12 protein-coding genes are annotated in these 13,237 nt (G+C 53.1%); 3 read left to right on the forward strand and 9 right to left on the reverse strand.

Translation table 11 applies throughout. The features are described from left to right. The first annotated feature begins 9 nt into the window (after positions 1-9). On the forward strand, positions 10-1,023 hold the full coding sequence (gene rsgA / locus ABXT62_RS14290) for a small ribosomal subunit biogenesis GTPase RsgA (RefSeq protein ID WP_415355956.1): 1,014 nt from the start codon (positions 10-12) through the stop codon (positions 1,021-1,023). Positions 1,024-1,118: 95 nt separating this feature from the next. Here the strand turns inward: rsgA and asd are convergent, their stop codons facing one another. Together asd and ABXT62_RS14300 are read right to left on the reverse strand one after the other, a co-directional pair. Beyond that, positions 1,119-1,949: an archaetidylserine decarboxylase gene (asd, locus tag ABXT62_RS14295; protein WP_415355957.1), complete on the reverse strand. Its 831-nt coding sequence runs from the start codon at positions 1,947-1,949 to the stop codon at positions 1,119-1,121. A gap of 74 nt (positions 1,950-2,023) precedes the next feature. Next, entirely contained in the window at positions 2,024-3,466 is a 1,443-nt protein-coding gene (locus ABXT62_RS14300; RefSeq protein WP_415355958.1) for a PhoH family protein, read from the reverse strand. Positions 3,467-3,876: 410 nt separating this feature from the next. On the opposite strand from ABXT62_RS14300, the gene ABXT62_RS14305 reads away from it, so the two are divergent. After that, on the forward strand, positions 3,877-5,850 hold the full coding sequence (locus tag ABXT62_RS14305) for a VacB/RNase II family 3'-5' exoribonuclease (RefSeq protein WP_415355959.1): 1,974 nt from the start codon (positions 3,877-3,879) through the stop codon (positions 5,848-5,850). A gap of 204 nt (positions 5,851-6,054) precedes the next feature. Here ABXT62_RS14305 and asnS read toward each other — a convergent pair whose 3' ends face one another. Both asnS and ABXT62_RS14315 read right to left on the reverse strand, forming a co-directional pair. Continuing rightward, complete coding sequence (gene asnS, locus ABXT62_RS14310; protein WP_415355960.1) at positions 6,055-7,452, reverse strand: asparagine--tRNA ligase; 1,398 nt, start codon at positions 7,450-7,452, stop codon at positions 6,055-6,057. Between the two features lie 148 nt (positions 7,453-7,600). Continuing rightward, positions 7,601-8,551, reverse strand: coding sequence for an SDR family NAD(P)-dependent oxidoreductase (locus ABXT62_RS14315; RefSeq protein WP_415355961.1), 951 nt, complete (start codon positions 8,549-8,551; stop codon positions 7,601-7,603). Positions 8,552-8,651: 100 nt separating this feature from the next. On the opposite strand from ABXT62_RS14315, the gene ABXT62_RS14320 reads away from it, so the two are divergent. Continuing rightward, positions 8,652-9,035 (forward strand): PPOX class F420-dependent oxidoreductase, encoded by a 384-nt coding sequence (locus ABXT62_RS14320; RefSeq protein WP_415355962.1) that lies wholly within the window; start codon positions 8,652-8,654, stop codon positions 9,033-9,035. Between the two features lie 19 nt (positions 9,036-9,054). Here the strand turns inward: ABXT62_RS14320 and ABXT62_RS14325 are convergent, their stop codons facing one another. The 5 genes from ABXT62_RS14325 to ABXT62_RS14345 form a co-directional block, all read right to left on the reverse strand. Then, entirely contained in the window at positions 9,055-9,681 is a 627-nt protein-coding gene (locus ABXT62_RS14325; RefSeq protein ID WP_415355963.1) for a phosphoadenosine phosphosulfate reductase family protein, read from the reverse strand. Positions 9,682-9,815: 134 nt separating this feature from the next. Beyond that, positions 9,816-10,616 (reverse strand): ParA family protein, encoded by an 801-nt coding sequence (locus ABXT62_RS14330; RefSeq protein ID WP_415355964.1) that lies wholly within the window; start codon positions 10,614-10,616, stop codon positions 9,816-9,818. Between the two features lie 131 nt (positions 10,617-10,747). Continuing rightward, the gene (locus ABXT62_RS14335; RefSeq protein ID WP_415355965.1) at positions 10,748-11,902 is read right to left on the reverse strand and encodes an iron-containing alcohol dehydrogenase; all 1,155 of its coding nucleotides are present in this window, start codon (positions 11,900-11,902) and stop codon (positions 10,748-10,750) included. A 6-nt stretch (positions 11,903-11,908) separates the two neighbouring features. Continuing rightward, on the reverse strand, positions 11,909-12,547 hold the full coding sequence (locus tag ABXT62_RS14340) for an FKBP-type peptidyl-prolyl cis-trans isomerase (RefSeq protein ID WP_415355966.1): 639 nt from the start codon (positions 12,545-12,547) through the stop codon (positions 11,909-11,911). Positions 12,548-12,637: 90 nt separating this feature from the next. Beyond that, the gene (locus ABXT62_RS14345; protein WP_415358221.1) at positions 12,638-13,234 is read right to left on the reverse strand and encodes an NUDIX domain-containing protein; all 597 of its coding nucleotides are present in this window, start codon (positions 13,232-13,234) and stop codon (positions 12,638-12,640) included. Between the last annotated feature and the right edge of the window lie 3 nt (positions 13,235-13,237).

Consider the following 13,237-nt stretch of genomic DNA (forward strand, 5'->3'; position numbering starts at 1 on the left):
AATGGCGACATGAGTAAACGCAAACTCAGCCGGCAACAGGCATGGCGCATCGAAAAAATTCAGGACGAGCGCGCCAAACGTTCGGCCCGCCGGGATACTGACGCGCAGGAAGCGCTCACCGGTGGTGAGCTGGGTCCGGAACAGGAAGGACTGGTTGTTGCGCACTACGGTACTCAGGTTGCGGTCGAATCTGCACCAGGAGAAAGCCAGCGCTGCCATCTCCGCGCAAACCTGCAAGGCCTAGTCACCGGAGACAGGGTTGTGTGGTGCAATGGCGATCCAATGGGCGTGGTGGTGGCGCAGCGTGAACGCCACAGTGTGCTGTCGCGACCCGACCCTTATGGCAAACTGAAGCCTGTCGCAGCCAATATCGACCAGATCATGCTTGTCGTTGCCCCCGTTCCGCAACCCTATGCCAATCTCATCGATCGCTACCTAGTGGCGGCTGAGGCCGTGGGGATCGAACCCGTCATCCTGCTGAACAAAATGGACCTACTGGATTCGGACCCGGACCTGACACAATCACTGGATGAGTTATTGGCCATTTACCCCACCCTTGGCTACCGGGTGCTGCGTACTTCAATCAAAGACAGTGGACTGACAGAATTACACAGTGCACTAAGTCAACGCACCAGTGTGTTTGTAGGGCAATCGGGTGTTGGAAAATCCTCACTGGTCAATGTTCTGCTGCCAGAGGCTGATATCCGAGTGGGTGCGCTGTCGGAAGCCACGCAGAAGGGCACGCATACCACCACCACTGCCCAGTTACTGCACTTGACCTGCGGTGGCACACTCATCGATTCACCAGGCATCCGTGAGTTTGGTTTGTGGCATATGAGCAAGGAGCAGGTAGAGCAAGGTTTTCGAGAATTCCTCCCGCTGCTGGGGACCTGCAAATTTCGCGATTGTCAGCATGATCACGAACCCGGATGCGCGATCCTTAAAGCCACAGAGTCAGGCGCGATTAGCACGCGACGACTGAATAGTTATCACAGTATTGTGACCAGTTTAGACGAGGACTAGGTAGTGCCGTCAATGTGAACTATCGACCGATTTTTATGCGGTGCAAGGCAGCGTATGCACGCTTGCTCTAGACTTCAAATACGCTAGACCCAGCACTACTGGCGTGAACCCAGCGACTCTCCCATACGAGTCAAAGTCCCCGCTTCATAGTGCTCACCAAAGGACATAACATCACGAGGAAACAACAAAATAACGGTAGAGCCCAACATGAATCGCCCCATCTCATCGCCCTGGGCAAGCTCCACTGGCGCCGGCAAATGGACATAATCCAATGACATGGGACACTTCGATGGCGGCGCCACGCGGCCTGACCATACCGTCTCAATCCCAGCAACCACCATAGCGCCCACCAATATCATCGCCATGGGACCGAACTCAGTTTCAAAGTGACAGACCAGACGTTCATTGCGAGCGAAGAGTCGATCCACATTTTCAGCCGTGACGCCATTGACAGAAAACAGTTGGCCTGGAATGTAGCGGGTCGCTGTCAATCGGCCTGCCACCGGCATGTGCACGCGATGATAATCCTTGGGTGAAAGATACACCGTGGCAAACTGACCACCGTTAAATTGCGCCGCTCGCACTTTATCGCCACCCAACAAGTCTTCAGTCGAGAACTGGCGGCCCTTAGCCTGAAACAGCATACCACTAGAGATCGCACCCAATTGGCTGATCGCGCCGTCAGCGGGGCAGAGGATGTCCGCCTTTGCAAGAGGACGCGCTCCCTCGAGTAGAGGGCGGGTGAAAAACTCATTGAAGCAGGTATAGCGAGTATAGTCGGGCTCTGCCGCCTCTGACATATCGACGGCGAATGCCTGAATGAACTGCCTAATCAATCCATTCTTTAACCACACTGGATGACGAAGCTCGGCGAGAAAACCTGTACAACGTGACAACAGGTGCTGCGGCACTATGTTCTGAAACAAGATGAAGAATTTATCCATAGCGCCCAGTGTAACTTGATTGGCGGCCCCGTTACATTGGAACCGCCCGTTCTACCCTACAAATTTTCCTCCGCAAACGCCGCCAACCGTGACCGCACAATACCGTTAACGTGCATTATGCCTGCATGGGGGTAGGCTTTACTCTTCTCCACAAGATAGGTCAGGCCGGACGTGAGCGGCGAAATGTACTTGTTATCAATTTGAGCCAAGTTGCCCAGCACCACTATTTTCGAATCTGCACCCACTCGACTGATCACTGACTTGAGCTGAAATTGGGTCAGACCCTGAGCTTCGTCGATGATAATATAGGCGTTATTAAAGGAACGTCCGCGCATAAAGTTCAGCGATTTAAACTGAATATTCGCACGCTCTTTCACATAATTGATACTGCCGCGGCAAGACTCGTCTGCCCCGTGCAATATCTCCAGGTTATCGTCGAAGGCAGCCAGCCAGGGTGCCATCTTCTCCTCCTCCGTGCCCGGCAGAAAACCGATTTCCTCCGCAATAGGTGGCGTCGATCGGGCCACGATCAATTTACTGAATTTGCCCTGTTCTAGAATCGCATGCAGACCATACGCCAGAGCTAGGAGGGTCTTGCCGGAACCAGCGGGACCTGTCATCACTGTCATATCCACGCCATCGTCATTCAGCACAGACATCGCCATGGCCTGCTCCAGATTGCGCGGCGCCAGCCCCCAAAAACGCCTGTTCATTAAATTATCGCGACTGTCACAACGAAGATAAATGTAATCCCGGTCTACCCGCTTCACAAAGGCCATAAACTCCTGGTCGTCATAGAGAAACATATTAGGATAGGCCTGAGGCAAAGCGCTCAAGGGGATACGATGGAGCGTGCAATCACCCTCACGCAATGTATCCACCTCACTGATAGTCGACCAGAAGTCCCCTTCTATGTGCTCATAGCCCTTCGCCAAAAGGTCTATGTCATCGAGTACGCGATCGCGCCGATAGTCCTCTACCTGCATAAGCCCGGAGCCCTTTGCCTTGATGCGCATATTGATATCTTTGGTTACCAGACAGATAAACTCCTTGGGGTTTTCCGCCTGTAGTTTTAATGCGACGTTAATTATCCGGTTATCGTTAGCTTGGTCCTGCGTACCATCGAGGTAGGGCACATCGATGTTTGGACTTAGGCGCTGATCCGGATAAATGGCCAATGTGCCCGCAGGGTATCCCTCCAGAGTAGACCCGGGAATAGCCACTCCGGACTGAATTTCCTGCGGCGAGGCGGACTCCACAACCTTATCAATCATCTTTATGGCAATGCGCGCTTCACGGCTTACCGTTTTTTCATACCGGTCTTTGATGTGATCCAACTCTTCCAATACGGTCATGGGGATGACTAAGTGATGTTGCTTAAAAGCCGTGACGGCCATGGGGTCGTGCAATAGAACATTCGTATCCAGTACATACGTCCTCTTAATAGCGGTTTTTAGGGCTGTGGCTTTTTCTACGCGCAGCGAAGAACCTGAGTTCATAAAGAAATCCTCATAGTGATTGCACAGAAAGTTAGGCGGATAAAACTCTGCTGTATGCCCGATACGTCCGGTCGGATCCTGGATTGAAGGGAAGGTAAAAGAAATAGTTTGGCGGCTTTAGGAGGCGTAGAGAGCCCCAGCTGCTGAAAGTCACTGGCGGCATAATGGTACTTGTCACTCCACGCAAGGTAATCTGCAACAACCAGATTGCTCAGCCTTCGGAATATCATCAAAATCACGCCTCGGTACATTGCAACAGCGTTACTCCGATTATTAAACCCGCAGCGCAAAACTGTCAATGGGGTTGCGACAAATTGGACACACATTGTCGGTTTCAACCATAACTCACTGACAGGAGTGGTAATTTCGGCTACGATACGCGGCTAGATTCTTCAAAAGTTGCCCCTTAAATGCTCAATCAGGACACCCTCTCGCAGCTGCAAGGCCTTAAGTCGCAAATGGAGGCCGAAAAAGAGTACGCAGAAGCGATAGTCAAAGGCACTCAGGCGCGATATGGCTTTGCCGTTCTGGATGATGGCCGGGAAATTTTTATCCCGCCCCAGGAAATGCTCAAGGTGTTTCCGGATGACCGGGTCAGAATCTGCATTCGGCCCACCAAAGACAATAAAACCATCGCAGACATTGAAAAGCTGGTGAGCAGCCCACTGGCAGACTTTACCGGACGCTGCGTGCGTAAGGGCAAGGCCATATTCGTGGAGCCCGATCTACCTCAACTTAATCGCTGGCTTTTCATCCCGCCGCCAGCGCTTAATGGGGCAAATGAAGGCGATTATTTGCGCTGTGCCATCCACCGCCACCCCTTTCGTGATGGCAAACCCCAGGCCAAAGTACTGTCGGTTATTGGTAACGAGAAGACGCCTGGCATTGAAAACCTCTACACGATTGCCAAATATCGGCTGGCCCCACAGTGGAGCAGTGCAAGCAAAGAAGAACTGAAAAAAACATTGATCGACTGCAAACCGATGGAAACGGAAAAGCGCAGAGATCTCACTGACCTCGAGTTCGTCTCTATCGACGCGGCAAAAACGCAGGATATAGACGATGCACTTTATGCAGAGATTAGCGATGGCGGCTGGACGCTATTCGTGGCCATCGCGGACCCTACTGCCTACATTGACGCCAACTCAAAGTTGCGCCGTGATGTAGCGGACCGCAGCACATCCATCTATTTCCACGGCAATGTACTGCCAATGCTCCCTGAAGAGCTCGCTCAGGACACCTGCGCACTATCGGAGGGGGTAAACCGTGCCGCACTGGTTTGCAAGATTGCTGTCACTGACGGCGGCGAGGTGGGAGACTTCGAATTTATAGAAGCCACGGTTCGCTCTCGAGGCAAGCTGTCCTATTACGCCGTTGATCGTTACATCAGTGGCCGGTACGACGAGCTGATGAGCCACTCGACGCCACTGGAGACACTGTATCAGATATACCGAGCGCTGCGGTCGCGCCGGGAAGAGCAAGGTCTAGTAATGGAAGATCGGCAGGATTTTCGCTGGATCCTAAACGAAAGCAAGCAAATTGAAACGATCGAGCCCTCGGAAAAACTCCTGTCTCAAAAGCTCGTAGAAGAATGCATGGTTGCCGCCAATCAATGCGCTGCGCGTTTTCTTATAGAGCACAACGCCAGCGGCCCCTTTGTCTCGCACCCTGGCTTTCGTGGCGACCGCAGGGATGAGGTCAATAAATTCCTCACCCTGCACGCGCCTGAACTGGCGGCGCTGGATACGGACAGCGTGACCGGCTACCGTGACATCATGCGGGGTCTTGCTGCGCCGACTTCGACTCTGCCACTGCGCACCATGGTCAACCGTCTGTTAACTCGAGCCGCGCTGACCACCAAGCCGTCTCCGCACATGGGCATGGCTCTGCCCAGCTACACGAATTGCACCTCTCCTTTGCGCAAGTACTCCGACTTTTTGGTGCACTTGCAGATTAAGGCGGCCCTCAACGGCGCCCAAGCTCAACTCGTTGACTCCAAAATATTGGCAGAATTAATGCAACGCCTTGCCGTCAGTCGCTCCGCCACTCAGGAGGCGGAGCGCTGGCTAGCGAGCAACTACGTGAGCAAGATAGCCAAGGATAATGATAATATTTTTAAGGCGACAATCACCCACGTCACCAGTAGTGGCTTTAATGCGCGACTGAATAACAATGGATTGACAGGCTTTGTCGATTTGCGCAAAGACCCGGAAAAGTTTAGCTATGACAAATGGAACGCCAGTCTGACCAGCACCACCCGGCGATTTCAGTTAGGTCAAGCAGTAGACCTCAACTTTATCGGAGTGGGTCAAGAAGTTATTTACCAGACCCTTTTCAAACCAATCACTGATTGTGGATTGAAGACACCGACCGAAAAAGTCTAGTGGGTGTCGCTGTGCCGGGCGGCAGCGGTGAACAACATGAAAACGCCAAGATAAACTCAAAGCCGAAAATAAAAATTCACAGAAACAGTCGCCTGCAACATAGAGACCCAATTCTTCTGCGCTTGTCCTGCTGATGATTAGAACTCAGCAAAGACCGCCTAGATGACGTTGATGTTGATGTCGCGCACATTATAACGACAGACTCTAGAAAATGGCGTGGCCCGGAGTACGAGGAAAGGGAATCGCATCGCGAACATTTTCCATGCCGGTGACGTAGTTGAGCAACCGCTCGAAGCCCAGTCCAAATCCAGCATGCGGCACCGTCCCGTATCGACGAAGATCTCGGTACCACCATAATGCCTCGCGCAAGGATTCATCCATGCGTGAATCCAACACGTCCAGACGCTCTTCACGTTGACTGCCTCCTATTAGCTCGCCGACGCCCGGAACCAATACATCCATCGCCGCTACGGTTTTACCATCATCGTTTAGACGCATATAAAATGCCTTGATATCTTTGGGATAGTTCATCAGTACAACCGGCCTACCAACATGCTTTTCGGTGAGGTAACGCTCGTGTTCTGACGCAAGATCCAAACCCCAAGCCACAGGAAATTCAAACGCCTGCCCACTGTCTTTGAGGATATCAATGGCGTCTGAGTAGTCCATACGCTCAAACTCGTTATCGATCAGGCCTCGCAGGCGCGCGATCACGCCGTCATCGATATGCTGCCCGAAAAAAGCAATATCGTCCTCGCGCTCCTCAAGCACTGTTGTAATGAGATGTTTTAGCAGATCTTCGGCAAGCGCGGCGTTATCAGCCAGGTCAGCAAAGGCGACCTCAGGCTCTACCATCCAGAACTCCGCCAAGTGACGGCTGGTATTGGAATTTTCAGCGCGAAACGTAGGGCCAAACGTGTAAACCTTACTCATGGCCAAACAATAGGCTTCCAACTCCAACTGGCCCGACACCGTGAGAAAGGACTCGCTGGCAAAAAAATCTTGATTGAAATCCACTTCACCACCTGCAGTGCGTGGCAGGTTAGCAAAATCTAGGGTACTCACACGAAACAGCTCTCCTGCCCCCTCACAATCACTGCCGGTGATGATGGGCGTATTAATCCATTGAAAGTCTTTACTGTAAAAATAGTTATGAATGGCATTGGCTAGCGTGGTGCGCACCCGAGTGATTGCCCCAAAGGTATTGGTGCGCGGACGCAGGTGTGTCTGGCTGCGTAAATATTCAAACGTGTGACGTTTTTTGGCGATGGGGTATGTCTCAGGGTCGTCAACCCAGCCCACTACTTCCACCTCAGTAGCCTGAATCTCCACACTCTGACCTTTTCCCTGAGACCGGACTAACTCACCGCTGACAATCACCGCGCAACCGGTAGACAAAGACAGCACTTGGGACTGGTAGTTCTCCAGTGTATCGGGCACTACAGCCTGAATAGCATCAAAGGCCGAACCGTCGTGCACGGCCAGAAATGAGATCCCGGCTTTGGAATCGCGCTTACTGCGCAGCCAGCCTTTGACCGTAACCTGCGCACCAAGTTGTACTTGGCCTTTAAAAATTTCACTAATAGAATTGTGATGTGACATGGTAGGCGTGTCGTCCTGGCGAATAGCGTTGGGCGCTAGAGTACCTAATGCTGTGATTTGCTGCCAGCCGTTTCATCCAGTACCCGAGCCTTAGCGACTCATGAGACAGTCCCGCCCTCAAAAGACTGTGCGAGACATGAACGTCTGTTCAATTAAATGAGAACGATTGTCCCACCAAATCTTCGGACAACAACCAGAACTCCTCCGCCACGGCCGGATCAACGGCGTAGGATTCTACTCCGCTGCTGCTTCCGCTTTCGGCGGCCTGTGCAATGTGGCAATCCTCCAAATATTGACCGCCCTCAAGCGCAAGGTCGGATGTTGTGGCGGCCCACACCGTGGTGGCTGCACCCTGCTCAGGGGTTTTAAACGCCAGCGGCTCGCTTGAAGAGGATCGATCAGTAAGCGCGGTGATATCCGCTGCTTCCAGATGACGGGCGAGATTGGTCATAATCATACCGGGATGGACAGCAAAGGCGCGTACGCCGTGCTCACGCATGCGCAAGTCCAACCCCACTGAGAACAAGACATTGGCAGTCTTGGATTCACCATAAGCCTGCCACTTGTCATACTCGCGCTGGTGATAATTTGGATCGCTGAAATTAAAGGGGCCAAACTTGTGACCCGCTGAACTAAGGTTTATCACCCTGCTTGGAGAGCCATTAATCAGCGCGGGCGACAGCAGTCCGGTCAATAAAAAGTGGCCCAGATGATTAGTGCCAAATTGCATCTCAAAACCCTGCGCAGTTCGCATCAACGGACAGGCCATCACACCTGCATTATTGATCAACAGCTGGATTTTATCCGCCTGCTGAAGTATCTCCGCCGCCGCACTGCGCACACTATCCAAGTCTGCCAAATCCATGATCTGAGTCAACAGTTGTGCCTCTGGCTGCCGCTGTCGTATTTCCTCTGCGGCTGTCTCCAGCGTGTCTTTATTGCGAGCCACCATAAGCACAGTAGCACCCGCCGCAGCCAGCACCCGGCAAGTCTCCAGCCCGAGTCCCGACGAGGCACCGGTCACTACCGCACATTTTCCTTTTAAGGAAACACCCTCAATGACCTGATCGGTGGTTGAGGCTCCATCAAAACGACTCATATCAAATCTTCTCCCATTTGTTGTATTGTGAGCCCTGCCGATTGTGGCTCTAATAGCGCCATCGGTCACAGACCACTGACTTCGCACTACAGGTAATCTTATGGACGCTAATGAAACAGATTTTATCGAAGGGGGCAACTACATCAGTCTTGCCACCCGCAAGCGATCCGGTGAATGGGTGGCTACGCCTGTATGGTTCGCGCCAGATGAAGGTAGCTACTATGTGTTCTCGGCAGGGGATGCAGGCAAAGTGAAGCGACTGCGCAATTTCAGTGATTCACGTATCGCCGCCTGCACTGTGACGGGTACGCTCACCGGCGAGCTTCACGATGCGCGCGCCTATGTGCTCGATAAACCGGCAGAAGAGACCCTAGCCCTCGCGGCTCTAAGACGGAAGTATGGCTGGCAAATGCTGCTGGCGGACTTTTTTTCCAACCTTACCGGCAAAATGAAGCGCCGCGTCTACGTTCGTATCGACCGCTAGGCATGCCTCTACAGTGCACTCAGGCGTGCGTGTGTAACCCGCACTCGCGGCCATCATGCGCCTTGGTAGGGTCAAAATAATGTTTGCATGTGGGCAGTGCCAACTGCTCCATGTAGTTTTCAACATCATCCTCTGACCAGTAGAAAATCGGCGCAACCTTAATGATGCCGCGACCATCCACAGACACGATATCCAGCGTTTTTCGGTGTTCCGTCTCCTCTTGGCGAATACCGGTTAGCCAAATTTCAGGTTGGAATTCGGCCAGCGCGCGGGCAAAAGGCTCCAACTTAACGTCCTGCGTGAAACCCTGGTGCCGCTCCTCCTCATCCACAGCAGGTATACCTCCCATGATCGCGTTGCGACGCTCGGAGGTCATTTGAGGCGAGTAGACCTGTATATTGACGTTTAGATCGCGGATCAAGCGCTCTGCAACGACGTAGGTATCGCGCAGGTTGTAGCCGGTATCGACCCAGATAGTGGGCAAGCTTGCATCGACCTGACTGACAAGATGTAACATGACCGCCGCATTGCGACCCATACTGGTTGTCGCGATCGCTCTGCGACCCTGACCCAGCGCCCACCTGACGACTTCGGCCGCACTGGCGTCGCGCAAAGTATCGTTAACAGTGTCGAGGTCCAATTCCACAGGGCATATACCAAAATTATTCGCGTCAGGGGGGGCACTTTATAGAATCAAAAACGGAGTTACCAATAACCACGAAGTATATAGATATTCCAGATTTCACTAATGACGCCTCTCGCCTGGCGTCCGCTGGACAATCAGCTTGTTGCGCGCGCGGCGGTCCTTTCAAGTTCTGCATGCAAATCCAGAAATTGGCCGGTGAGCTTATGGCTCGGCGCCAAATCTATGAGGGGCCGATGCGCCCGGTGAGATTCTTTCATCTTCACGGAACTACTGAGAAAGGACGTGAATACGGGTAGACCTTCCGCCTGCAATTCAGCCACCAACTCACCGGGCAGCCGCGCCTGAGCGTTGAACTGATTGACAATAATGCCTTCCACTTCAAGATCTGGATTGTGGTCCTCCTGTAACTCGCCAATATTGTCCAGCAGGGAATACAAGCTCTGACGCGCAAAGCTGTCGCAATCGAAAGGGATCAGCACGAAATCTGCGGCTATCAACGCCGATTTGGAATAGAAGTTGAAGCTGGGAGGCGTGTCGATATACACCCGGTCATACTCGTCATTGAGTTTCTCCAGAGCGTCGCGCAGTTTGTATATCTTGTAGCGGGATTCAAGTTCCTTTTCCATCGACGACAGCATCGGACTTGAGGGCAGCAGGAACAAATTTTCGTAGGGGGTTTCCCAAACAAACGAATCCGGATTGCGGCCCATCTTGCGAGGACCTACCGTCTGCCGGTAAAGGCCCGCCACACCCTGCGCTTCTGCCGGAAAAGCTTCCCCGTCAACTGCGCCCACTAAGTAGTGGGTGGTATTCCCCTGAACATCAAGGTCGACCACTAGGGTGCGATAGCCCATTGCCGCGCTGATAGCGGCCAGATTACAGGCGATGCTAGTCTTACCAACCCCACCTTTCTGGTTAAATATCACACGTTTCATACGCTAACAATCCATCGTGAGTGGTAAAACGAGAAGCAACTTTAAACAATATAAGCAGGCAATGTAACCGTGACAGCCATCCACAGGTGCGTTTTTCACCCCCCCGCTATGGTTATTCCCTTGACCCACGTCTACCAAATACGCTGGTAGAGTTGCACGATGTCCTGCGCCTGCGGCACCCGCGGATTGTTGGCAGGCGAACCGGAGTCTAGGGCCTGAGTAGCCATTAACTCGAGGGAATTGAACCAGTCATCACGACTGATACCAAAGGCTTTCGGTCCCGGGACCTGCAAGTCTGTCGCCAACAGACGCAACGCATCGACCAGACTAGCGCATGCGATCTCATCACTCTGTGAAGCACTCGCTATGCCCATATAGCGCGCACAATGTGCATACCGCTCGGGCGCGCAATCGACGGACCAGGCGGTAACCTCCGCCAATAACATAGCGTTGCTTAGTCCATGTGGCACATGAAACAAAGCGCCAATTGGACGACTCATCCCATGAATCAGTGTGACCGAGGCATTGGCAAACGCGATACCGCCCTGGGTCGCGGCCAGCATCATCGCCTCCTTGGCCAAACGATTGTCCGGCTCAGCACACGCTGTGCGAATATTCCGGTAAATCGTACTCATGGCGGTAAGGGCGATACTGTCAGTAAAGGCATTAGCCTTGCGACTGACATAAGCCTCCAGTGCATGACACAGGCTGTCGATACCGGTGTCCGCTGTGAGGCGGTAGGGCATTGTCAGCGTCAGCTCAAAATCAACCAGCGCAGCCAGCGGCATCAGGCCAAGACCCATACACAGCATTTTTTCCTGCGTTTCGGTGTCTGTAATCACCGCTACTCGGGTGGCCTCAGAGCCAGTCCCTGCCGTGGTAGGGATCGCTATAATAGGCAGACCTGAATCGACCTGACGAGGCACTTTGTAATCACGCATGATGCCACCATGCTCGGCCAATACCGCAACGGCCTTGGCTGTGTCCAGCGAACTACCACCCCCAAGGGCAACCACACAGTCGTAATCCCCCTCGCGCAACTGGGCCAGTGCAGCGTAAACGCTATCTGTAGTAGGGTCAGGCACGCATTCACTGAATAAACCATACTGCATACCCGCTGCCCGCAGCGGAGCCTCAAGTCGCTCGCAGTACCCGCACTCCAGCATAAAAGGATCGGTCACCAGCAAAGGCCGCGCAAGGCCTAACTCATTTAAACTGGTGACCAGTTGCCCACTCACACCAGCGCCGACTCGAAGAATACGCGGCAGATTAATATTCGCGATCATCGAAGGTCAGTCTTTAATGGCGATCAGGTGAACTTCAAATACCAGTGGTGTATTGGGCGCAATAGCGTCGCCCGCACCTTGCTCACCATAAGCCAACTTGGGTGGACACGCGATACGCCACTTGTCGCCTACCGACATCATCTGCAGTGCCTCGGTCCACGCAGGAATGACTTGGTGCACACCAAACTCTGCGGGCTCGCCTCGGTCAACTGAACTATCAAAGATAGTCCCGTCCACGAGTGTTCCATGGTAGTGCACGACAACCGTCGATTGCGCATTAGGACTGGGGCCGGCAGCGTCGCCAGACTCCAGCACCTCATGCTGTAGACCGCTTGCGGTGGTGGACACTTCCGCTCGCGCGGCATTAGCCACCAGAAACTTTTCAGCCAACGCCTCGCGCTTCTTAGATAGCTCAGCAGCCTTGGCTTCCTGACGCTCATGAATGATCTGGTAGCTAGGATTAATCTCGGCATCGGACAGCACAGCTTCCTGATGATGATACCAGTGCTGCACCCCTGCCAAAACGGCCTCCAGCTCTAGGCCATCAAAGCCACTGCGGCGCAGTTGTTCGCCAAATTGTAAGCCAAAACCGTAGCTGGCTTTTTGTTCATCGCTGTCTAATGTCACTTCAGGAAGTAATGCCATGAGGGTTTTCCGCTGTTTTAAAAAGAGAGCCGCACTTTACCATATTGAATAAAGCGATAGTGCCGCTGGTAGTCTAAAATTTAGCCGCCTTTAACGTCTGTTGCCCGATTGATCAACCTCAGAATGGGACACGGGGCGCAACACATAGTCGTTTTCGGTCATCTCAGCCTGCCACACATCAAAGCGACCACTATCGAGATCATCATAGGCCTGTCTGATGGAGTCATTGACCTGCGGATAAGCGACCTCATCCCACGGACACTCATCGCGCGTGAAAAACCGACAGTCCATGGATTCAACGCCTGGCGCACAAACATCCACATCAACGGTTGCCCGAAAGCCCATGTAGACCTGATTGATAAAGGTGATGCTCCCCGTCATATACAACTGCAATTGATCGGGTCGCACAGCAATACCGGTCTCCTCATAGAGCTCTCTTGCGGCACCTTCAGCCAGTGTCTCCCCTAACTCGAGAAAACCGCCCGGTATGCCCCATTTACCGCGCTGCGGCTCCAAACCCCGCTGTGCCCACAACAGGCGATAGCCACAGCCGACGAAAGTGGTCACAATAATGCGAGGGGAGACGTATTGAGGCGTCAGGCAGCGAGAGCAATACCAATGATTACGCAGTTCTGTCTCTACTACATGTCGTAGCAACGGGCCGCCGCATTCGGCACAGAAATTCATATC

It is taken from the genome of Halioglobus sp. Uisw_031, assembly GCF_047729875.1.
Taxonomy (GTDB): Bacteria; Pseudomonadota; Gammaproteobacteria; order Pseudomonadales; family Halieaceae; genus Marimicrobium.

Bases quoted from the DNA above. Each gene is read 5' to 3' on its own strand.
- rsgA (WP_415355956.1), top strand. From the start codon at position 10: ATGAGTAAACGCAAACTCAGCCGGCAACAGGCATGGCGCATCGAAAAA.
- ABXT62_RS14300 (WP_415355958.1), bottom strand. From the start codon at position 3,466: ATGAACTCAGGTTCTTCGCTGCGCGTAGAAAAAGCCACAGCCCTAAAA.
- ABXT62_RS14305 (WP_415355959.1), top strand. From the start codon at position 3,877: ATGCTCAATCAGGACACCCTCTCGCAGCTGCAAGGCCTTAAGTCGCAA.
- asnS (WP_415355960.1), bottom strand. From the start codon at position 7,452: ATGTCACATCACAATTCTATTAGTGAAATTTTTAAAGGCCAAGTACAA.
- ABXT62_RS14315 (WP_415355961.1), bottom strand. From the start codon at position 8,551: ATGAGTCGTTTTGATGGAGCCTCAACCACCGATCAGGTCATTGAGGGT.
- ABXT62_RS14320 (WP_415355962.1), top strand. From the start codon at position 8,652: ATGGACGCTAATGAAACAGATTTTATCGAAGGGGGCAACTACATCAGT.
- ABXT62_RS14330 (WP_415355964.1), bottom strand. From the start codon at position 10,616: ATGAAACGTGTGATATTTAACCAGAAAGGTGGGGTTGGTAAGACTAGC.
- ABXT62_RS14335 (WP_415355965.1), bottom strand. From the start codon at position 11,902: ATGATCGCGAATATTAATCTGCCGCGTATTCTTCGAGTCGGCGCTGGT.
- ABXT62_RS14340 (WP_415355966.1), bottom strand. From the start codon at position 12,547: ATGGCATTACTTCCTGAAGTGACATTAGACAGCGATGAACAAAAAGCC.
- ABXT62_RS14345 (WP_415358221.1), bottom strand. From the start codon at position 13,234: ATGAATTTCTGTGCCGAATGCGGCGGCCCGTTGCTACGACATGTAGTA.